General features: G+C 61.5%; 16 protein-coding genes and 1 pseudogene. 9 read left to right on the top strand and 8 right to left on the bottom strand.

What is annotated here, in order from left to right:
* Positions 1-229: 229 nt before the first annotated feature.
* The 3 genes from AC27VU_RS02365 to AC27VU_RS02355 all read left to right on the top strand — a co-directional run bounded on the left by AC27VU_RS02365 (position 230) and on the right by AC27VU_RS02355 (position 4,521).
* On the top strand, positions 230-3,103 hold the full coding sequence (locus AC27VU_RS02365; RefSeq protein ID WP_488723325.1) for a putative bifunctional diguanylate cyclase/phosphodiesterase: 2,874 nt from the start codon (positions 230-232) through the stop codon (positions 3,101-3,103).
* A 127-nt stretch (positions 3,104-3,230) separates the two neighbouring features.
* A complete protein-coding gene (hexR, locus tag AC27VU_RS02360; protein WP_007912071.1) occupies positions 3,231-4,097 on the top strand; it encodes a transcriptional regulator HexR in 867 nt (288 codons plus the stop codon).
* 211 nt (positions 4,098-4,308) lie between these two features.
* Positions 4,309-4,521: a PA3496 family putative envelope integrity protein gene (locus AC27VU_RS02355; protein WP_003229681.1), complete on the top strand. Its 213-nt coding sequence runs from the start codon at positions 4,309-4,311 to the stop codon at positions 4,519-4,521.
* Here AC27VU_RS02355 and AC27VU_RS02350 read toward each other — a convergent pair.
* The gene (locus AC27VU_RS02350; protein ID WP_045122685.1) at positions 4,463-5,425 is read right to left on the bottom strand and encodes a LysR family transcriptional regulator; all 963 of its coding nucleotides are present in this window, start codon (positions 5,423-5,425) and stop codon (positions 4,463-4,465) included. The two genes, AC27VU_RS02355 and AC27VU_RS02350, sit on opposite strands and share 59 nt — an antisense overlap.
* Before the next feature lie 190 nt (positions 5,426-5,615).
* On the opposite strand from AC27VU_RS02350, the gene AC27VU_RS02345 reads away from it, so the two are divergent.
* Positions 5,616-7,031, top strand: coding sequence for an acetyl-CoA carboxylase biotin carboxylase subunit (locus AC27VU_RS02345; protein ID WP_027610345.1), 1,416 nt, complete (start codon positions 5,616-5,618; stop codon positions 7,029-7,031).
* A gap of 11 nt (positions 7,032-7,042) precedes the next feature.
* Positions 7,043-8,851, top strand: coding sequence for a sodium-extruding oxaloacetate decarboxylase subunit alpha (gene oadA / locus AC27VU_RS02340; protein ID WP_103484036.1), 1,809 nt, complete (start codon positions 7,043-7,045; stop codon positions 8,849-8,851).
* Between the two features lie 170 nt (positions 8,852-9,021).
* Here oadA and AC27VU_RS02335 read toward each other — a convergent pair whose 3' ends face one another.
* Together AC27VU_RS02335 and AC27VU_RS02330 are read right to left on the bottom strand one after the other, a co-directional pair.
* The gene (locus AC27VU_RS02335; RefSeq protein ID WP_488723324.1) at positions 9,022-11,283 is read right to left on the bottom strand and encodes an autotransporter outer membrane beta-barrel domain-containing protein; all 2,262 of its coding nucleotides are present in this window, start codon (positions 11,281-11,283) and stop codon (positions 9,022-9,024) included.
* Between the two features lie 200 nt (positions 11,284-11,483).
* Positions 11,484-14,441, bottom strand: coding sequence for an autotransporter outer membrane beta-barrel domain-containing protein (locus AC27VU_RS02330; RefSeq protein WP_488723323.1), 2,958 nt, complete (start codon positions 14,439-14,441; stop codon positions 11,484-11,486).
* Between the two features lie 238 nt (positions 14,442-14,679).
* Between AC27VU_RS02330 and AC27VU_RS02325 the strand changes: the two are divergent.
* A pseudogene (locus AC27VU_RS02325) lies at positions 14,680-14,832 on the top strand (type II toxin-antitoxin system HipA family toxin); the annotation flags it as partial.
* Positions 14,829-15,107 (top strand): helix-turn-helix domain-containing protein, encoded by a 279-nt coding sequence (locus AC27VU_RS02320; protein ID WP_488723322.1) that lies wholly within the window; start codon positions 14,829-14,831, stop codon positions 15,105-15,107. The pseudogene AC27VU_RS02325 and the gene AC27VU_RS02320, both read left to right, overlap by 4 nt.
* A gap of 30 nt (positions 15,108-15,137) precedes the next feature.
* On the opposite strand, the gene AC27VU_RS02315 is transcribed toward AC27VU_RS02320, so the two are convergent.
* Positions 15,138-15,974 carry an amino acid ABC transporter permease gene (locus AC27VU_RS02315; RefSeq protein ID WP_003229672.1) on the bottom strand — a complete coding sequence of 279 codons (837 nt, stop codon included), beginning with the start codon at positions 15,972-15,974 and terminating at the stop codon, positions 15,138-15,140.
* The gene (locus AC27VU_RS02310; RefSeq protein ID WP_488723321.1) at positions 15,971-16,792 is read right to left on the bottom strand and encodes an ABC transporter substrate-binding protein; all 822 of its coding nucleotides are present in this window, start codon (positions 16,790-16,792) and stop codon (positions 15,971-15,973) included. The genes AC27VU_RS02315 and AC27VU_RS02310 overlap by 4 nt, the downstream gene beginning before the upstream one ends.
* 111 nt (positions 16,793-16,903) lie before the next feature.
* Here AC27VU_RS02310 and AC27VU_RS02305 point away from each other — a divergent pair, with 111 nt between their 5' ends.
* Positions 16,904-17,803, top strand: a complete 900-nt coding sequence (locus AC27VU_RS02305) for a homocysteine S-methyltransferase family protein (RefSeq protein ID WP_488723320.1) — start codon at positions 16,904-16,906, stop codon at positions 17,801-17,803.
* Positions 17,804-17,916: 113 nt separating this feature from the next.
* On the opposite strand, the gene AC27VU_RS02300 is transcribed toward AC27VU_RS02305, so the two are convergent.
* The 3 genes from AC27VU_RS02300 to AC27VU_RS02290 are packed head-to-tail and all read right to left on the bottom strand — an operon-like array spanning position 17,917 to position 19,681.
* Entirely contained in the window at positions 17,917-18,588 is a 672-nt protein-coding gene (locus AC27VU_RS02300) for a GNAT family N-acetyltransferase (RefSeq protein WP_488723319.1), read from the bottom strand.
* Between the two features lie 12 nt (positions 18,589-18,600).
* Positions 18,601-19,047, bottom strand: a complete 447-nt coding sequence (locus tag AC27VU_RS02295) for a GNAT family N-acetyltransferase (protein ID WP_488723318.1) — start codon at positions 19,045-19,047, stop codon at positions 18,601-18,603.
* Positions 19,048-19,057: 10 nt separating this feature from the next.
* Positions 19,058-19,681 (bottom strand): FMN-binding negative transcriptional regulator, encoded by a 624-nt coding sequence (locus AC27VU_RS02290; RefSeq protein WP_103521545.1) that lies wholly within the window; start codon positions 19,679-19,681, stop codon positions 19,058-19,060.
* 92 nt (positions 19,682-19,773) lie between these two features.
* On the opposite strand from AC27VU_RS02290, the gene pdxR reads away from it, so the two are divergent.
* The gene (pdxR, locus tag AC27VU_RS02285) at positions 19,774-21,327 is read left to right on the top strand and encodes a MocR-like pyridoxine biosynthesis transcription factor PdxR (protein ID WP_488723317.1); all 1,554 of its coding nucleotides are present in this window, start codon (positions 19,774-19,776) and stop codon (positions 21,325-21,327) included.
* Positions 21,328-21,339: the final 12 nt, after the last annotated feature.

Raw genomic sequence — 21,339 nt, 5'->3', positions numbered from 1 at the left:
GGGCAAACCGAGCTTTGCATTAGCCGATGAAAGTGCCGTCAATGACGACCGGTCGGTCACTCGCTACAGGCTTCGGCCCGCCTCGCTCTGCGGGTTTTGTCGGCGCTGCGGGGGCGAAAAGTTTCGCTGAAATTATGATCTGGAGCAGTTTGGCAACTGGAACGGCTTGTGTATGCTCCGTGCACATTTCGGGCGCATGCCCGTCCTAATAAGAACAAGAACGTTGCCCATGACCCTCAGCTCCGAACTGTCGGGCCCCTCTGTGGAACCCCGGGTTATCCGCAAACACTACGCCACCGAGATGGCGGTCGAACGCACGCGTCTGCTTTATCAGGGCTCATTGCTGCCCACACTCTTCATGTTGATCAATGGTCTGGTCTGCGCCGGTTTGCTCTGGAGCCCGCAGCGCTATTTCGTGGTCAGCATCTGGCTGGTCTGGCTGCTGTCGCTGGTGGCGCTGCGGGTGATTCAGGTCGCGGCCTTCGATTCGGCAATCCCCGATCGTCAGGCTCAGCCGATCTGGTTCCGCATGTTCCTGCTCGGTTCGACCATGACCGGCCTGACGCTCGCCGGGGCCGGTATTGCGTTGGTGCCCGCCGACAATTTCATGCAGCAGGCCTGGGTCTTCGGCCTGATCGGTGCTGCGACGTTGTCGGCCAGTGTTGCCTACGCGGTCAGTCTGCCGGCGTTTCTTTCCTTCACCTTGCCGTGCCTGCTGCCGGCGATCGGTTACCTGTTCTGGGGCGGCGATGAACTGGCGCGCGGTTGGGGCTGGCTCGGGCTGATCCTGCTGGGCTCGCTCAGCGTAGTGGCGTGGCAGGTCAATCGGCTGATTGATCGCGGCCTGCTGCGGCGCTTTCAGAACCAACACCTCATCGAACACTTGCAGCGGGCACAGAGCCGCAGCGAACAGCTCAACCAGGAACTGGGCAAAGAGATCGAACAGCGGCGCTGCGCCGAGGGCCAGTTGCGCGAGGCTCAGGTCGAACTGGAAGATCGCGTGGCCCTGCGCAGCCGTGAACTGGATGTGGCCAGCCAGGCACTCATCAAAAGCGAAGCCCGTCTGGCCTTGGCGTTAAAGGCCAGTGAGCTGGGGTTGTGGGACTGGAACCTGCAAACCGACGAAGTCCATCACACGCAGATCCAGGAACTGTTCGGCCTCGCGCCGGAGTACGTCACGGCGATCCTGCGCGACCTCAAGCCCCGCCTGCACCCCGAGGACGTGCCGTCGCTCAAGCAGGCGCTGATCGAACACCTGAAAGGGCGCACCGAGGACTATCAGATCGAATACCGCGTGCGTCACGGCGACGGCCATTGGGTGTGGATCGAGGACCGCGGTCGCGCCGTGGAGCGCAGTGACAGTGGGCGGGTGATCCGCATGGTCGGTACCCGGCGCGACATCAGCGCGAGCAAAAGTCTTGAAGAACAGCAGCGACTGGCGGCCACGGTGTTCGAAGCGGCCAGCGAAGGCATCGTCATTCTCGATCCGAACTACGCGCTGATCGCGATCAATCAGGCGTTCAGTCGTGTCACCGGTTATGACATCGACGACATGCTCGGGCGCAATGTCGTCGAGCTGCCGTGCAGTCGTGATGCGCGGCGGCATTACGTCTCGATCCGTCACGCACTGGAGCAGCACGGCAGCTGGCAGGGCGAACTGGTCGAAACCCGCAAGAACGGCGAGCTGTATCCGCAGTGGCTGCAACTCAACGCGGTGCGCGACAGTCGGGGAAATGTCAGCCATATCGTCGGCTTCTTCGCCGATCTTTCGGCGCGGCGCGAATCCGAAGAGCGCATGCGCTTCCTGACGCACTACGATGAGCTGACCGGGCTGGCCAATCGCTCGCTGTTCCGCGAACGCCTGCACGAAGCCCACCAGCGCGTGCGGCAGGGCGGGCGCCGCAGTCTGGCGCTGCTGCACATCAATCTGGATCGTTTCAAGCTGCTCAACGACAGCCTCGGTCACGAGGTGGCGGATCAGCTATTGCAGAAAATGGCACGACGGCTGGTCAATGCGTTGCCGGAGGCCGACACCATCGCGCGGCTCTCCGGCGACGAATTTGCCGTGCTGTTCGATGCCTACGGCAACCTGTCGAGCCTGGCGCGGGTCGCCACGCGTCTGTCGAGCAAGCTGCGTCTGCCGTTGACGATCGAAGGGCATGAACTGGTGGTCAGTGCCTCGATGGGCATCAGCATGCTGCCGGACAACGCCCGGGAGATTTCCGCGCTGGTCAGTCAATCGAACATGGCGATGCAACACGCCAAGCATCTGGGCGGCAACAATTTCCAGTTTTACACCGACAGCCTGCAAGCCAGCACCCTTGAGCGTCTGCAACTGGAGAACCAGTTGCGCAAAGCCATCGAGGACAAGCAGCTCAAGGTGTTCTACCAGCCGAAGCTGTGCCTGCAGACCGGGCGCCTGAATGCGGCGGAAGCGCTGGTGCGCTGGGATCACCCAAGCATGGGCCGGGTGCCGCCGGGGGACTTCATCGGTCTGGCCGAGGAAACCGGACTGATCGGCCCGATCGGCGAATTCGTGCTGCGCCAGGCCTGCTGGCAGGCGTGCGAATGGCAGCGCCAGGGGCTGGCGCCGATTCGGGTATCGGTGAACCTGTCGGTGCATCAACTGCGTCAGGGCAAACTGGTCAGTCTGGTGCGCCAGGTGCTGGAGGAAACCGGGCTGGCGCCGCACTACCTCGAACTGGAACTCACTGAGAGCCAGTTGCTCGACAGCGTCGAACACATCATCGCGACCTTCCAGCAGTTGCGCGATCTGGGGGTGAAGCTGGCAATCGACGATTTCGGCACCGGCTATTCGTCGCTGAGTTACCTCAAACGGATTCCGGTGGATTACGTGAAGATCGATCAGGCATTCATTCGCGGATTGGGGCAGGGCAGCGAGGATGCGGCGATCACTCGGGCGATCATCGCCATGGCTCACGGGCTGTCGTTGAAAGTGGTCGCCGAAGGTGTCGAGCGGCAGGAGCAGCTGGATTTTTTACGTGCTGAACGCTGCGACGAGGTGCAGGGGTATCTGATCAGTCGTCCAGTGGAGGCCGAGCGTCTGGCCGGGCTTTTGCGCGAACAGGGAAATTCGTTTTAAGGGCTACATGCAGTCCATCGCGCCTGATACGGGGACATGGAGTTACGCATTGAGCAGGCAAAAAGCCAATTCATGTAGTATAACTACAAGCGTGCTACATCCTTGCCCATAAGAAGAGTCCAGCCCCTTGAATCTGCTGCAACACATCGCCCAGTCACGTCACCTGTTACGCAAGTCGGAGCTCAAGGTCGCCGACCACGTGCTGCTTGACCCTGCGGCCGTGATGCACAGTTCCATGGCCGACCTGGCTCACAGCGTCGGCATCAGCGAGCCGACCATCGTGCGTTTCTGCCGGGCCATCGGCTGCTCCGGGTTTCAGGATCTCAAGCTCAAACTGGCGCAAAGCCTGGCCGCCGGTGCCAGTTTCGGTCAGTTCGCGATCCATGAAGACGACTCGGTCGCCGACTACAGTCTGAAAATTTTCGACACCACGTTGCATACCTTGATGGAGGTTCGCGAGAAGCTCGATCCGGTGGAATTGCAGCGCGCGGTGACGCTGATGTCTCAGGCGCAGCGTGTCGAGTTCTACGGCTTTGGTGCGTCGGGCGCGGTGGCGGCGGATGCGCAGCACAAGTTCTTCCGTTTGCTGCTGACCGCGGCGGCGTATTCCGACCCGCACATGCAAGCGATGTCGGCGGTGACGCTGAAGCCGACCGACGTGGCGATCTGCATTTCCCAGTCCGGGCGCTCCAAGGATCTGCTGATCACCGCCAACCTGGTTCGCGAGAGCGGCGCATCGTTGATCACCCTGTGCCCGAGCCAGACACCGCTGGCCGAGCTGTCGACCGTCAACCTGGCGATCGATGTGCACGAAGACACCGAAATCTATACGCCGCTGACCTCGCGCATCGCCCATCTGGTGGTGATCGACGTGCTGGCCATGGGCGTGGCCATGGCGCGCGGGCCGAGCCTGGTCAATCACCTGAAGAGCGTGAAGCGCAGTCTGCGCAGCTTGCGGCTGTCCCCGAAAGCTGCAAAAGCGCTGGATGACTGAAGCCTGCTTTTGTGGCGAGGGAGCTTGCTCCCGATGGGGCGCGCAGCGGCCCTGAAAGGCCGGGCCTGCTTCGCAGTCCAGCGGGAGCAAGCTCCCTCGCCACAATGAAACGCAATCGGCAAAGTTTCATCGCACTGTCATCCCCGCGCAGCCAAACCGTCATCCCCTACGCCTATCGTGAAACTCCCGTACTCGCCTTGGGAGACTCGAAATGGCTCAGCCCTACGAAGAACGCAACAGCGCCGCGAAAACCCGTCGTCAACAGGAAGACCAGCGCCGCATGGAATTCCGTCGCGCCATCGAAGATCGCTTCGAACTCCGTCAGCTTCAGAGCGAAATCAACGATTTTCCCGAGGACATCGAACTCAACTACTGGCAGGCAGCACCGGCAGCTTCCCGTCGAAGCGCTCAACCAGCGCGCTGATCTGCACGCGTTCGCTGCGGATAAACGCCAGGAAGGCGTGCGCCACCGGTGACAGCCGTTTGGCCTTGGCTTGCACCAGGCACCAACTGCGAAACAGCGGCAACTCTTCGACCGGCAGCTCGACCAGGCCGCCGGTTGCCAGCTCCAGGTTCAGGGCGTGGCGCGTCAACAGCGCCAGGCCCAGACCCGCCACCACGCATTCGCGCTGGGCTTCGGCCGAGGCCACTTCCTGAGTCTGGGTGAAGTGCACGCGTTTCTCTTTGAAGTATTCCTCGCAGGCCAGTCGTGTGCCCGAACCCGGTTCGCGGATCAGCAACGTGTAAGGCTCGAGATCCTGCAAACGCAGCGGCCCCATGTGCGCCAACGGATGATCCGGGCGCGCCACAGCGACAATCGGATTGTTCAGGAACGGCAGAAATTCCAGGCCCATGTCCTGCGGCACCATCGACATGATCACCAGGTCGTCGCGGTTGTCCGAAAGACGACGAATCACCTGGCCGCGGTTGACCACGGTCAGTTGCAGGTTCACTTCCGGGTGCTGGCGCTTGAAGGCGGCGAATAGGTGCGGCACGAAGTATTTGGCGCTGGATTCCACTGCCAGTTTCAGCTGGCCCTGCAGCGAGCCCTGCATGTCCGAGAGCTGCATATCGAGGTTTTCCAGGCGCCCGAAGATGTCCCGGCTGGCACGCTGCAGGGCCTCGGCAGCCTCGGTCATGTAGAGTTTTTTGCCGACATAATCGAATAATGGCTGGCCGATCAGCTCTTCAAGCTGACGAATCTGTAGGCTGACGGCCGGTTGTGTGAGAGACATTTCATCGGCGGCGCGGCTGTAGGAACGTAAATCACACACTTCGTTGAAGATCTGCAATTGGCGTAATGTCATACGCATCAAGGACTTACGCATTTTTTATGGGCTCTGACGGCAGGCTGATGGTTTAACTATAAGTCTTTGCTTATGCCTGACCCAATTTTAATTCATTTTTGTTAATCCCTTGCGAGGGCTAGTGTGGGGTCGCGACCAGATTGAAACATTTGGTCACGCGTCGACCTGGGTCTAGCAGGTCGTGGTGCCACCGGCTCAAGGGAATTTCCAAGTGATAAAAAAGATCCTGATCGCCAACCGTGGTGAGATTGCCGTACGAATCGTGCGGGCCTGCGCCGAGATGGGCATTCGCTCGGTAGCGATTTTTTCCGACGCTGACCGCCATGCCTTGCATGTGAAGCGTGCGGACGAAGCCCACAGCATCGGTGCCGAGCCACTGGCCGGTTACCTCAACCCGCGCAAGCTGGTGAATCTGGCGGTGGAAACCGGTTGCGATGCATTGCACCCCGGTTACGGCTTTCTCTCGGAAAATGCCGAGTTGGCAGACATCTGCGCCGAACGCGGAATCAAATTCATCGGCCCGTCGGCAGAAGTCATTCGCCGCATGGGCGACAAGACCGAAGCCCGCCGCAGCATGATCAAGGCCGGTGTGCCGGTCACCCCGGGCACTGAAGGCAACGTGTCGGGTATCGAAGAAGCCCTGACCGAGGGCGACCGCATCGGTTATCCGGTGATGCTCAAGGCCACCTCCGGTGGTGGCGGGCGCGGCATTCGTCGCTGCAACAGCCGCGAAGAACTCGAACAGAACTTCCCCCGGGTGATCTCCGAAGCGACCAAAGCGTTCGGTTCGGCGGAAGTGTTCCTGGAAAAATGCATCGTCAATCCCAAGCACATCGAAGCGCAGATCCTCGGCGACAGCTTCGGCAACGTGGTGCACCTGTTCGAGCGTGACTGCTCGATCCAGCGCCGCAACCAGAAGCTGATCGAGATCGCCCCGAGCCCGCAACTGACCCCGGAACAGCGCGCCTACATCGGCGACCTGTCGGTGCGCGCAGCCAAGGCCGTGGGTTACGAGAACGCCGGCACCGTGGAGTTCCTGCTCGCCGAGGGCGAGGTGTATTTCATGGAGATGAACACCCGGGTGCAGGTGGAGCACACCATCACCGAAGAAATCACCGGGATCGACATTGTTCGTGAGCAGATCCGCATCGCCTCCGGCCTGCCGCTGTCGGTTAAGCAGGAAGACATCCAGCACCGTGGTTTCGCGTTGCAGTTCCGCATCAACGCCGAAGACCCGAAAAACAACTTCCTGCCGAGCTTCGGCAAGATCACCCGCTACTACGCCCCCGGCGGCCCCGGCGTGCGTACCGACACAGCGATCTACACCGGGTACACCATTCCGCCGTTCTACGATTCGATGTGCCTGAAACTGGTGGTCTGGGCGTTGACCTGGGAAGAGGCCATGGATCGGGGCCTGCGCGCCCTCGACGACATGCGTCTGCAAGGCGTGAAAACCACCGCCGCGTACTACCAGGAAATCCTGCGCAATCCGGAATTCCGTAGCGGCCAGTTCAATACCAGCTTCGTTGAAAGCCACCCGGAACTGACCAACTACTCGATCAAGCGCAAACCCGAAGAGCTGGCCCTGGCCATCGCCGCCGCCATCGCCGCCCACGCAGGCCTGTGAGGAATACAACAATGACCAAGAAAATTTTCGTAACCGACACCATCCTGCGCGACGCCCACCAATCGCTGCTCGCCACCCGCATGCGCACCGAAGACATGCTGCCGATCTGCGACAAGCTCGACAAAGTCGGCTACTGGTCGCTGGAATGCTGGGGCGGCGCGACGTTCGACGCCTGCGTACGTTTCCTCAAAGAAGATCCGTGGGAACGCCTGCGCCAACTGCGCGCCGCGCTGCCTAACACCCGTCTGCAAATGCTCCTGCGCGGGCAGAACCTGCTGGGCTACCGCCACTACAGCGATGACGTGGTCAAAGCCTTTGTTGCCAAGGCCGCGGTCAACGGCATCGATGTGTTCCGCATCTTCGACGCGATGAACGACGTGCGTAACCTGCGCGTAGCCATCGAAGCGGTGAAGGCTGCGGGCAAACACGCCCAGGGCACCATCGCCTACACCACCAGCCCGGTGCACACCATCGACGCGTTTGTGGCGCAAGCCAAGCAGATGGAAGCCATGGGCTGCGACTCGGTCGCGATCAAGGACATGGCCGGTCTGCTGACCCCATACGCCACCGGTGAACTGGTCCGTGCGTTGAAAGCCGAGCAGTCGCTGCCGGTGTTCATCCATTCGCATGACACGGCGGGTCTGGCGGCGATGTGCCAATTGAAGGCCATTGAAAACGGTGCCGACCACATCGACACCGCGATCTCCAGCTTCGCCTCGGGCACCAGCCATCCGGGCACTGAGTCGATGGTCGCAGCGCTTAAAGGCACCGAATACGACACCGGTCTGAACCTGGAACTGCTGCAGGAGATCGGTCTGTACTTCTACGCCGTGCGCAAGAAGTACCACCAGTTCGAAAGCGAGTTCACCGCCGTCGATACCCGCGTGCAAGTCAACCAGGTGCCGGGCGGGATGATCTCCAACCTCGCCAACCAGTTGAAAGAGCAGGGCGCGCTGAACCGAATGGGCGAGGTGCTGGCGGAAATCCCGCGGGTGCGTGAAGACCTTGGTTTCCCGCCACTGGTGACGCCGACTTCGCAGATCGTCGGCACCCAGGCGTTCTTCAACGTGCTGGCCGGCGAGCGCTACAAGACCATCACCAACGAAGTGAAGCTGTACCTGCAAGGCGGCTACGGCAAGGCGCCGGGCGTGGTCAACGAGAAGTTGCGTCGTCAGGCCATCGGCAGCGAAGAGGTGATCGACGTACGTCCGGCCGATCTGCTCAAGCCGGAAATGACCAAGCTGCGTGCCGACATCGGCGCACTGGCCAAGTCCGAAGAAGACGTGCTGACTTTCGCCATGTTCCCGGACATCGGGCGCAAGTTCCTCGAAGAGCGTGCCGCCGGCACCCTGACCCCGGAAGTGCTGTTGCCGATTCCTGAAGCCGGCAAGGTCGCCTCAGCGGGTGGCGAAGGCGTACCGACCGAGTTCGTCATCGACGTCCACGGCGAAACCTACCGCGTCGACATCACTGGGGTTGGCGTGAAGGCCGAAGGCAAGCGTCACTTCTACCTGTCCATCGACGGCATGCCGGAAGAAGTGGTGTTCGAACCGCTCAACGAGTTCGTCAGCGGTGGCAGCAGCAAGCGTAAACAGGCGTCTGCGCCGGGCCACGTCAGCACCACCATGCCGGGCAACATCGTCGATGTGCTGGTCAAGGAGGGCGACACCGTCAAGGCCGGCCAGGCTGTGTTGATCACCGAAGCGATGAAGATGGAAACCGAAGTCCAGGCGGCGATTGCCGGCAAGGTCACGGCCATTCACGTTGCCAAGGGCGACCGAGTGAATCCGGGTGAAATCCTGATCGAGATCGAAGGCTGAGATAACTGCCGCGATCCAACGCTTTAAACCTCGGGGGGGCATGTGCTCCCCTTTTTTTGCCTGCAATTTACCGTCCTCTGTAGGAGCTGCCGCAGGCTGCGATCTTTTGATCTTCAAGAGCAAAGTCAAAAGATCGCAGCCTGCGGCAGCTCCTACACAAGCGCGTTGTGTCAGAACGCCATTCGCCACTGGCCTGTCACGCCGTAACTGCGGCTGTCGTTGCCGGCCTCGCCAGTGAGGCCAATGCCCAAGGTGTTGCGGGCGGACAGAGTCAGATCCACACCCGCATCCAGCGTAAAGCTGTTGCGATCCATCTCGGCTCCGGTGACTTCAAAGCTTTTGCCACCCCTGACCAGTTGCTGGCGCGTTTCGTTGTCGAGCTCACCGTAGGTGTGTTTTACGCTCGCGCTCAGGCGCGGCGTCAGCTGCATGCCATTGGACAGGTGGCTGGTGTTCGCCATGCGCAGGCCGAGGGTGCTGCTCGGATTCGCCCGTGTTTGCCCGTGAACCTTGAGTGCCGCATCGCCACCTTTCTCGGTGTAGCCGTCACGCTGATAGCGTTGATAGCCGACGCTGGCGAACGGTTCGATGCTGACGTTGCCACGACCGAGGTTGTAGCCGACTTCGGCAAAGACCTGCTGGGTGCTGGCGTCATAGCTGCTCTTGAGCCGATCACTGAAACCATTGAAGTCGACGCGACGTTTGCCGTTGCCGTCATGATGGCCGTACGAGGCCCCCAGGCGCAGGGCGAACGGGCCGTCCTGCCGCAGCGCGTAGGCGCCGAGGTGCCAACTGTCGAGATCGCCGTCGAAGTGTCGGGCGTCGAAGCGGGTTTGCGCTTTCGCGCCCATCAGGCCGACATGCCATTGCTCGTCGAGTCGCCAGTCGGCACCCAGTACCAGACCTTGGGTGGAATGCTTCAGGACACTGTCGGCGTCACGATCGACCTTGCCGCCGTGCCCCAGCGCTTGCAGCCAGACCCGCCCGTTGCCTTCGCTGCCAGCCGCCAGACGCGGCGCATTCCCCGATCCCTGCGCAGCATTACGGTTGTCCAGTTGATGCATCGCCGAGAGCATGCTGGCGCTGACCGGATTGACGCTGCTCAGTGTGGCTTTGGCGAGATTGGCGTTGCTGCCGGCGGCGAGTTGGTCGAGGGCCACGCTGGCCGTCGGCTTGCTAGCGCCAAGCAGAGCAGTGACGGCGGCATTTTGAGGTGGGGCATCGCCCATGGCTTTGCTTGGTTGACGAAGTGCCTCAGGCTTTTGAGGTTGCTGAGGTTGCTGAGGTTGCTGAGGTTGCTGAGGTTGCTGAGGTTGCTGAGGTTGCTGAGGTTGCTGAGGTTGCTGAGGTTGCTGAGGTTGCTGAGGTTGCTGAGGTTGCTGAGGTTGCTGAGGTTCTGGCGGTGTCGAGGTTTTTTCTTCGATGCTTTCGCCAAGCGCCTGTGCATTTTCGTTGGTCGCCAGATTTTCCAGCGGCGTGCCATTGCGGGTGTAGGTCAAACCCACGCTTTGCTGCTCGTACTGCAGCGTTGGTGTCATATAGGCCAAATTGTTCTCGACCGTACCAAACTCCCCCACGACTTTTGCGGCATTTAAAATCGTGTGCTGACTGCTTTGCGGGAAGTCGCCGGCACCGAGCAGCTTGAGGGTCGCACCGCCCAGATTAGCCGTTCCCTTGACCGCTATGGTCGGACTCGCAGCGGAGGCATCGACGGCGTACAACAGCTCTGCGGTAGGGGACAGGTTCAGGTCTTTTTCGATTATAGGTACGCCATACACCTGATCCACGCTAAAGCGCCCTTGCACGTCCAACCCGCCCACGGTTCCGCTACCGGCGAAATGGCCTTTTTCATGGACGCTGACGTTGCCGCCAATGAATCCTCGGTTGGTCAGGTCGCCACCCGCGAGAACAATGGCATCACCCTTGATTTGTCCTTTGTTGATGAGAATGCCCTGGGTCGACGCGTGCCCCGCAATGCTCCCTTCGTTGGTCAATTGGGCTTTGGCTCGAACCACTACGCCGAGGTTGAAATCTTCAGCGCCGGTACGTAGCCATTTACCTCTCGTTACCTCCAGGCCAGCAAAATTTCTGGTTTCGCCCAAGGTTCCCTTGGTGGCGTCCAGTTGCAGGACGTTGCTGCCGCCCCCGGCATCCACCTGCCCGGCAAAGCTGCCCCGGGTCTGCAGGGTGACGAGGTCATTGCGCTCATCTAAGTGCAGAGACACACCGTTTGTTGCGGGGACTTTTTCTTTGTGGGGAGGATGTTTGACCGTGGTCTCAGCGTTAATAAACTGCTCAATGGTCTCGACCAGCGTTTCGGCTGACGGTGTCAGATCAGGCGGTTGCTGTGCCTGAGCGAGTTGGGCGCAGCCGAGCGTCAGCGCAATCGCCAGCGCCAGTTTTTGGGGTCGGTATTGGTGTTGAACGGGCATCAAGTGCGGCCTCTTTTGACAGGAGACCGAACTCTAGGATGGCGGCCCGTGGGGCCGATGTCAGCTACTTCCCACGGTGTTGCCGGGCGAAGTCAGTACGTTTTGCGGAAAAACGGCGGCGCCAGGAAATCGGAAGAATTAGCCCCGATTGAGCGACGCCTTTTCCTATGCAAATTGTCGACGCTACCCGCTGGCAATAATCAGAAACTCATCTGCCACTGCCCGATCAACCCATGGTTGCGGCTGTTGTTGCCGATCTCGCCGCTGTAGCCGACGCCCAGTGTATGCCGGGCGGAAATCCCCAGATCCAGTCCGGCTTCGAGCACCAGACTGTCGCGGTCCAGCGAACTGCCATCGACATTGAATGCGCTGCCGCCGACCACGAATGCCTGACGCGTCGAGCTGCTGACATCGCCGTAGGTGTGCTTCCAGCCAGCGGCCATGCGCGGGGTCAGGCTCATGCCGTTGTCCAGGCTATTAAGGTGCGCCAGGCGCAGGCCGAAGGTGCTGCTGAAGTTGTCCTGGGTCTGGTTGTCGACGTCGAGTGCGGCGGCGCCACCCTTTTCCTGGTAACGGTCGCGGTGGTAGCGCTGGTAGCCGACGCTGGCGAACGGCTCGGCGCTGAGGCGACCGCTGCCCATGGCATAGCCGAGTTCGGCGAAGGCTTGCTGGCTGTCGGCGTCGTAATCGCCTTTGGGCCGATCACTGAAACCATTGAACGCCACCGTGCGTTGGCTTTCGCCCTGATGGCCACTGTAGGCGGCGCCGAGGCGCAGGGAGTACGGGCCGCTCTGGCGCAGTGCGTAGACGCCGGCGTGCCAGCTCTCGACGTTGCCATCGACGCCGGTCGCGTCCAGATCAGTCTTCGAATAACCGCCGAGTACGCCGAGGCGCCACTGCGGATTCAGTGCCCAGTCGGCACCCAGTACGCTGCCCTTGGTGCGTTGCTCCAGGCCGCTGTTGCCGTGCTCGCCGTCGAGCTTGCCGTAGCCGCCGATGGCTTGCAGCCACAGGCGTCCGCGCGCGTTCGGGTCATTCAGATTGCGCGCTTCCGAGGGTACGCCGTTGGCCGCCAGCACCGGGGTGTCGCGTTGATCAAGGCCAACCATCAACCCCGGGCTGCCGCCCATTTGTTGCATAGCCGAAAGCATGCTGTTACCCACCTGACTGCTGGCGCCGAGCGTGGCGCTGGTCAGATTGGCGTTGCTGGCGCCGGCCAGTTGTTCGATCGCCGCGCCGGCCGTGCTTTGGGTGGTGTTGAGCAAGGCGTTGTACAGCGCGTTGTTCTTGCCCATCGTGGCCAGGCTGTTGGCCGCGTTGCTGCCGTTGCCGGTCGCCGCGAACTGATTGAAGGCCACGTCATTGCGGGTGTAGGTCAGGTCGACTTGTGTCGGCGTATAGGCCAGCGTCGGCGTGAGGAACGCGTAGTGGCTGGTGACGTTGCCGAAGGTGCCGTTGACGTTGGCGGCTTGCAGCACGGTGTAATGGCTCTGCCACGGATAAGTGCCGCTGCCGGGGTTCACCGCCAGGGTCGCACCATTGAGGCTGGCGGTGCCGCCGACCTGAACCGGGGCGCTGCTGCCATCGGCGTTGACGCCGTAGACGAGGGTCGATCCGCTGCCCATATTCAAGTCATGGACGATGGTTGCGCGACCGAGGCCGGTGTCGGTACGCAGCGTGCCGTTGACGTTGAGATTGCCCACCGAGCCGCCACCGGCATACACACCGCCGGCGTCTACGGTCAGGCTGCCGGCAATGCCGCCCTGGTTGATCAGGGTCGCGCCATTGCGCACCGCGCCGCCATCGCTGAAATCGCCGCTGCCGGTGAGTGTCCACGCACCTTGCCTGACCTCCAGCCATTCGAAATTGCGGCTGGCGCCGAAGTTGCCGCCCGCCGCATCGTCCATCACCACCCGGTCGTACCCGCTGCCGCCATCGACCACGCCGACGAAGCGACTGCCGTTACGCAGGGTCAGGCTGTCGTTGCCGCCACCGAGGTCGAGTGCCAGGCCGTTGCTGCCGCTGATGGTGCCGCCGTTGATCACGTTGTCGGCGAATTCGCCGACGAACTTCACGCCGAAGCCGTCGAGGCCTTGAATGGTGCCGTAGTTCTCCAGAGTAGTGGCTGCCAGCCCCGAACCACCGCTGCCGTCGTCCACCAGAATCGCGCTGTTGGCGCCGCTGATCAGTGCGTTGCTCGCGTTGAGAATGTAGCCGCCGCCGAGGGCGATGCCTTCACTGCCGTTGGTGAATCCACCCTTGTCCACGCCTCCCGCACCGACGCCCTGAATGGTGGCGTAGTTTTCGATGTGGGCGATCTTGTCGATGTCCACGCCATCACCGTCACCGTTCGCCTGCAAGCCTGAGTAAGCACCGGTGATGGTGCCGTGGTTGATCACCGTACCATCGCCGTCGGAACCGAATCCGGAACCATTGCGGCCGGTGATCTGCCCATAGTTGACCAGCGTCGCACCGAGGTCGGTGGTGATGCCATGGCGGCCGCCGGAAATCACCCCGTAGTTGGTCACGCTGACACCGCTGGCCGAGTCGATGTCGATGCCATCGAACTTCTCATCGGCGTTGTGCGAGTCGCCGGTGGAGATCTCACCGTAGTTGGTAATCGTCGCGTTGGCGCCGGTCTTCATGCCGTCGCTGGCATCGCCACGAATCAGTCCGCCAGCGCGGTTGATGAGGGTGGTTTTGACCCCGTCGCTGCGCAGCGCATCGAGGTCCAGGCCTTGACCGCTGGTCGAGCGAATCACGCCGCTGTTGTCGATCAACAGACTGCCGCTGACGAAGTTGCTGTCGATACGCAAAGCGTCATTGGCGCCGAGAATCTGCCCGCCGCTGCGGTTGTAGATCTGGTAATTGCGCGCCTGGGTCAGGTCACCACTGCTGTCGATGGCCCGGCCACCGCTGGAAACGATTTTCCCGGCGTTATCGATCACCACACCGGCGCCGCTGGTGCCGTCCTTCAGGCTCACCGCCTTGCCGCTGTTGGTGATGCTGCCCGGTGCCGAGATCGTCAGCGTGTCACTGCCGCCAAGGGTTTGCGCGGCAGTAGTGGCAGTGTCGATCTGCACGGTCTTGCCGTGGGCGGTGCCGGCGGTGATCAGCAGAACGGCGGCGAGGGACAAGCGCTGAGGCGGGAAGGTCATGGACGGACGGCCTTTTGTTATAAGCGGGCCGTCCTGTATAGCGATGGGTTTTTACAAAATGATGTCGGAAGGTGACCAGCATTACTTGGTATTCATATGATCTTAAACACAGTCGCATCTGCATTTTGTTGCATATTGCACCGGGCCATCTTAGTCGAGGTGCAATATATTGCATCTTTGAGCAATAAAATCCCTGCTTAAATGCATTTAAATGCAGCTGGGCTTGACTGACGCATCAGATCCTTTCGAACGCTTGCGTAAAGATGCCCAGCTTCTGGCGGCGCTCCCCGACCTATTGACGGCGAGTGGTTTGCCCGACAGAACGATGAACCACCCGGGAATCCATCTGAAAAATCTGGAGCAACGCTTGAAAGAGTGGGATCTGAAATGAGCATGACGGTAGCCGAGCGCACGGTGCTCATCGAAAACATTCAAGAGGCACTGGCCCAAGGGACACTGGAGATCGGTGAAGCGGTTCGCCTTCTACGCGTGGAAGTGACTGGTTTGCATCAAACCCAGTTTGCCAGGATGTGCAAAATATCGGTTCGCACGCTGGTGCATATCGAGCATGGCGAGGGCAATCAGACATTGAAATCGTTGAATGCGGTGTTCCGTCCGTTTGGACTGAAAATGGGTGTGGTGCGGATCCGACGAGAGACCAATTAAATCCGACGCTGCCGCAAGGTGCTGATTACCCTAGCTACGCCGCACATAAGCCTTGCCGTAATGCCGCTCCATTCGCGCCTGAATCAACTCCAGCCCAATCGACATCAGCCAGTAAATGATCGCCGCCGTGGTCAGCATCTCGATGTAGCGATAGCTCGAGCGGCCGTAGGACTGCGCCAGAAACATCACTTCCCAGACGCCCATCACCGAGATCAGTGACGAGTCCTTGAGCATCGAGATGAACTGGTTGGTGGTCGGCGGGATGATCGTGCGCATCGCCTGGGGCAGGGTGATGCGCCAGAAGATCACGCTCTCGCGCATGCCCAGCGCCAGCGAAGCTTCGCGTTGGCCGTAGGGCACGCCGAGGATGCCGGCGCGGAAAATCTCGCTGAGGTAGGCGCCATAGTTGAGTGACAGGGCAATGATCCCTGCCACCACCGCGCCGGGTACGACACCCAGTTGCGGCAGGCCGAGGTAGATCAGCAGGATCTGGATCAGCAGCGGCGTGCCGCGAAAGAACGAGGTGTAGAAACTGGCGATACCGAACGCCACGGCGCTTTTCGACAGGCGCGCGAGGGCCGTGACGAAGCCCAGCAAGGACGAGGCGACGATGGCGCACGCGCAGAGAAACAGGGTCAGTGCCGCACCCTGCAGAAAGCCGTTGGGCGCCAGGTGCACGCCGAGCAGATTCGGCAGCTTGTCGAGGATGATCGAGAGCTTCAAATCGAAGCTCAGGAAAAACCCGGCGAACAGGCTGAACATCGCCGCCCATGTCAGGTACAGGCGCGTGCGGAAACCGAACAGCCGTTGCAGGCGCGATTCAGCCACCGGTTGCGGCGGCTGTGGAGGTGTCGGGAAGGCAGTCATTGGCTGATGTCGGCGCCGATCCATTTCTGCGACAGCTTGCTCAGCGTGCCGTCCTGCTTGAGTTGCGCAAACACCTCGCGCACTTTGGCGTCCCACTCGGCGTCACCCTTTTCGATGGCCACGGAGTTCGGCTCCGAGTACAGCGGCGCGCCCGCCAGTTTGAAACGCTGATCCTGATTCAGGCGCGGCTGCGCGGTCACCAGGTTGGTGAGGATAGCGTCCAGGCGCACACCGGCGCCCAGGCCCAGGTCCTGAAAGGCAACGTTGTCGGTATCGTACGGAGCGATCTGCACATCTTCGAACGGGTATTCCAGGTGCGTGTCTTCGGCGCCTTCGATGACCAGATTCTTGTTCAGATAACTTTCGTAGCTGCTGGCGCTGGTCAGGCCGACTTTCTTGCCGCTCAGGTCCTTGGCGCCGTGGATGCGATCGTCCTTGGCGTTGACCACGATCACGGCAGGCGAGGCGTAGTACTCGACCGGGAAATCGAACACTTCGGCGCGGGCCTTGCTCGGGGTCATGGAGCAGATGCAGATGTCATAGCGCCCGCTCCAGCGGCCGGCCGCAATGACGTCCCAGGACGGCGTTTCGAGGCGCAGCTTGACCCCCAGTTTGTCCGCGACGGCTTTGGCGACGTCCACGTCGAAGCCGTCGAGCTGGTTTTGCTCATTGAGAAACGAGAAGGGTGGGTAGCTTTCCATCAGCACGCCGACCAGTTCTTTTTTCTGTTCGACGCGATCGAGTGTGGCGCCGCCGAAGGCTTGAGTGGACGCGGCCAGAATCGTCAGGCCCAGGGCCAGTAGCGGTTGAAATTTCACAGTCGACACCTGAAAAAAAGGGGTTGTTATTAACCGGATGGTGCGTATTAAATAGTTATAAGAACTACTCTGGTAGTGAGTAATTTTCATAAGCATATGAGTGAAAAGCATATGGGCACAGCAAGCACGGTAATTCTCGATGGCGGCATGGGCCGTGAGTTGCAACGCGCCGGGGCGCCGTTTCGGCAGCCTGAGTGGTCGGCGCTGGCCCTGATCGAAGCGCCGCAAGCGGTCGAAGCGGTGCACGCCGCCTACATCGCCAGTGGCGCCAATGTGATCACCAGCAACAGCTATGCGGTCGTGCCGTTTCACATCGGCGAGGCGCGGTTTGCTGCTGAAGGTCAGGCACTCGCGGCGTTGGCCGGAGAGCTGGCGCAGCGTGCGGTGCAGGCGTCGGGCAAAGCGGTGCGGGTGGCCGGTTCGTTGCCGCCGCTGTTCGGCTCCTATCGCCCGGACCTGTTCGAAGCAGCGCGGGTGAACGAATTGCTGGCGCCACTGGTGAACGGCCTGGCGCCGCATGTCGACCTGTGGCTGGCGGAGACCCAGAGCTCGATCATCGAGGCGCGCTCCATCCGCGCCGGTCTGCCGCAGGACGGCAAGCCGTTCTGGCTGTCGTTTACTTTGAAGGATGAAGACACCGATGAGGTGCCGCGCTTGCGTTCCGGTGAACCGGTGGCCGAAGCAGCGGCGGTGGCCGCGGAATTGGGCGTGGAGACGCTGCTGTTCAACTGCAGCCAGCCGGAGGTGATCGGCGCGGCGATTGATGCGGCGCGCGATACCTTCGAACGCCTGGGCGTGCAGATTCACATCGGCGCGTATGCCAATGCGTTCCCACCGCAACCCAAAGAGGCGACCGCCAACGACGGCCTCGACCCGTTGCGCGACGATCTGGATCCGCCGGGGTATCTGCACTGGGCGCAGGATTGGCAGCAGCGCGGTGCCAGCCATTTGGGCGGCTGCTGCGGGATTGGCCCGGAACACATTGCGGTGCTGGCGCAAAAGCTGGGGTAAAAAGCAGATCAAAAGATCGCAGCCTGCGGCAGCTCCTACATGGGATTGATGTTCAACCTGCAGGAGCTGCCGAAGGTTCGGGCCGCGATCGGACGATCTTTTGCTTTGACGATTTAACTACGGCACTCGACCAAACCTTTGAGCTGCCCGGTCGGCGTCTGGTTGGCATCGCTCAACCACTGCTCGAAACCTGCCGCAATTGCCGGCCACTCCGAATCCACAATCGAATACCACGCGGTATCGCGGTTCTGTCCCTTGACCACCATGTGCTGACGGAACACGCCTTCGAAGCTGAAGCCCAGGCGTTCGGCGGCGTATTTGGAGCGGGCGTTGCCGTTGTTGCACTTCCATTCCAGGCGCCGGTAGCCCTGTTCGAAGGCATATTTGGCCAGCAGGTAAACCGCTTCGGTGCTCTTCGGCGAGCGTTGCATCGGCGCGCCGAAGGTCACGTGGCCGATCTCGATGCGACCCTGCGCCGGGACGATCGACATCAGGCTGAGGATGCCCTGCACCTGACCTGTGACGCGGTCGATGACGCTGAAGAAATACGGATCGCTGCTGGCCGCATGATTGTTCAGCCAGTCATTGAAAACGCTGCGCTGCGGGAACGGCCCATAGGGCAAATAATCCCAGAGCTTCGGGTCGGCGCCGGGGCCTTCGAGGGCATTGAACAACTCGTCGCCGTGGCGCGCCGGGTCGAGGCGTTCCAGGCGGCTGAACCGGCCTTCGAGCAAGGTGGCGGTGGGGGCGGGGACGCCTTTCCAGTCGGCAAGTGCGGTGGTCATGTACGCGGCTCCTTAAATGGCTTTGCGAAACTGGATGAATCCGGGGCGTTCGGCGATGCGCTCGTAGAGCTGGATCGCGGTGGCATTGGTTTCGTGAGTCAGCCAATGCACCTTGCAGCAACCGTCGGCCTTGGCGGTGGCGTAAACGTGTTCGATCAGCAAGCGACCGACGCCGGTGCCACGAGTCTCTGGCGTCACCAGCAGGTCCTGCAGGTAGCAGGAGTTTTCGATGCTCCAGTTCGAACGGTGGTAGATGAAATGCACCATGCCCACCGCTTTGCCGTCGGCCCAGGCGAGGGCGGCGTGGGTCGGCTCGCTCGGGTCGAGGAAACGCTGCCAGGTGCTGTGGCTGACGGCGTCCGGCAATTCGCTGTTGTAGAAGCGCAGGTAGGCTTGCCACAGAGGCAGCCAAGCGGCGTGGTCGCCGGCAGTCACCGGGCGGATGTCGATCTGACTCATGCTGATTTCCTTAACGCATCAAGTGGGCGAGGGTCTGGTCATTGATGTCGGGGCTGGCAGCCAGGCCTTCACGCACGCCGGCAATGTCTTCGGCGCTGCGGTTCTGGCTGAGCTTGCGTTTGCCTTCGAGGCGATCGATGGGAATGGCGAAACCGACGATGGCCTTGAGCATGCCGTCGATATAGTCGGCCGGCGCATCGTCGACCTTCCACGGTTGCGCGCGGCCGGCTTCATGGCGATCAGTCAGCGTGCTGACGATGTCGAGCAGGCGCCCGCCGTCGCTGAAGGTTTCGGCGTGACCGTAGGCGTGCACCGCGACGTAGTTCCAGGTCGGCACGACTTTGCCGTGCTCGGCCTTGCTCGGGTAAAACCCCGGGCTGACGTAGGCGTCGGGGCCAGCGAATATCAGCATCGCTTCAGCGCCGTCGCGCAGGTCTTTCCACTGCGGATTGGCTTTGGCCAGGTGCCCGTACAGCGTGCCGTTCGGGCCTTGTTCGCGGTGCAGCAGTACCGGCACGTGGCTGGCTTGCAGACCGTTTTCACCGTGGCTCACCAGAATCGCGAGACGGCTGGCGAGGATCAGTTCGTGCAGTTGCGACAGTTCGTCGATGGCAAAGGCGCGGGGCGTGTACATGGAGAGATTTTCCTTGGCGAATGCCTGCATCCTAGGCAGGCTATTGGTCTGTTGTAAGAGCCATTGATGACCAATTTCATAGGTCCATTGTCATGCCCGAATCGCCCATGCTGTCCATGCCGTTCAATCCGGCCGGTATCGAGCTCGACCGCCGTCAGGGTTTGAGCCGCCAGCTCTATCAGGCGCTGCGTCTGCGCGTGCTGGACGGGCGTCTGGCCAGTGGCACGCGGCTGCCGGCCAGCCGTGATCTGGCGACAGCGTTGGCGATTTCCCGCAACAGCGTGGTGCGCGCCTACGATCAGTTGTACGCCGAAGGCTTCATCGAAGGCCGGGTCGGGGACGGCACGTATGTCGCCCAATTGCCGCAAAGCGCATTGCCCACGAAAAAACTATCCACAAAAGTATCCACAGGGTTTTCAACAGGCTTACCCACAGCCTTATCCACAAATTGGCTGGATTTACCTGTGATTCCATCCAGTAAAGTTATCCACAGCGGTGCTGCGCAGCGCCTGGAAAACAACCATTTATCGTTACCGCCAAGTGGCCCGCCGAAGGCTTTTCGGGTCGGTGTGCCGGCCTTCGATCTGTTCCCGTTCGAGGTCTGGGCCAAGCTCAACGCGGCTTTCTGGCGCAAACCCGATCTGCAGCAACTGTGTTACGGCGATCCGGCCGGGGATCAGCGTCTGCGCGGATTGATCGCCGCGTATTTGCGCAGTTCGCGCGGCATGCAATGCACCGCTGAGCAAATAGTGATCACCAGTGGCGCGCAGCAGGGCATCAGCCTTTGTGCACAGCTGCTGGTGGAGCCGGGCGATGCGGTGGGCATCGAGAATCCCGGCTACCGCGCAGCCGGTCATGCCTTTGCGGTAGCCGGGGGCCGGTTGCACGGTGTGCCTGTGGATCAGGACGGCATTGATTGCACAGCGTTGGGGCAAATTGCCGACTGCCGCGTGGCCTATGTCACACCCTCCCACCAGTACCCGACCGGTGTGGTCATGAGCCTCGCCCGGCGGCTTGAACTGCTGGCCTGGGCCGAGCGCAGCCAGGGCTGGATCATCGAGGACGATTACGACGGCGAGTACCGTTACAGCGGCGCACCGCTGGCTCCGTTGGCGGCACTGGATCGTCAGGGCCGGGTGCTCTACGTCGGCACCTTCGGCAAAGTCGCCTTTCCGGCGCTGCGTCTGGGCTATCTGGTGTTGCCGCAGGGACTGGTGCAGGCCTTCGCCCGACGCCGCGCGGTGGACGTGCGGCATTCAGAAGTCAGCACCCAGGCGGTGATGGCCGGATTCATGGCCGCCGGACATTTTCAACGGCATATCCGCCGGATGCGGCGCGCCGCCCTGAGTCGGCGCAACTGCCTGTTGGCGCACTGGCCGGAGTCCATCGAAGGCGTTGGCGGGCTGCCCGCCGTGGCCGCCGGTTTGCACCTGACGGTCGCCGTGGACAGCATTGCCCGTGAGCGCGAGCTGATTGCCCAGGCCGAGAGCGTCGGTGTCGAGGTCAACGGCCTGAGCAGCTACTGGTTGCCTGACTCGCGCACCCCGATGGATCGGCGCGCGGGTCTGGTGCTGGGTTTCGCCGCCGTGCCGGAGGCCGATATTCAAGCGGCTCTGGCACGGCTGCGCAGGGTCTGGTGCGCCTGATCGCGTCGACGC

The sequence above is a fragment of the Pseudomonas sp. 14P5.3.2 genome, from assembly GCF_057799175.1.
The sequence above is the reverse complement of the archived record's forward strand: the minus strand, read 5'-3'. Positions and strand labels throughout refer to the sequence as shown.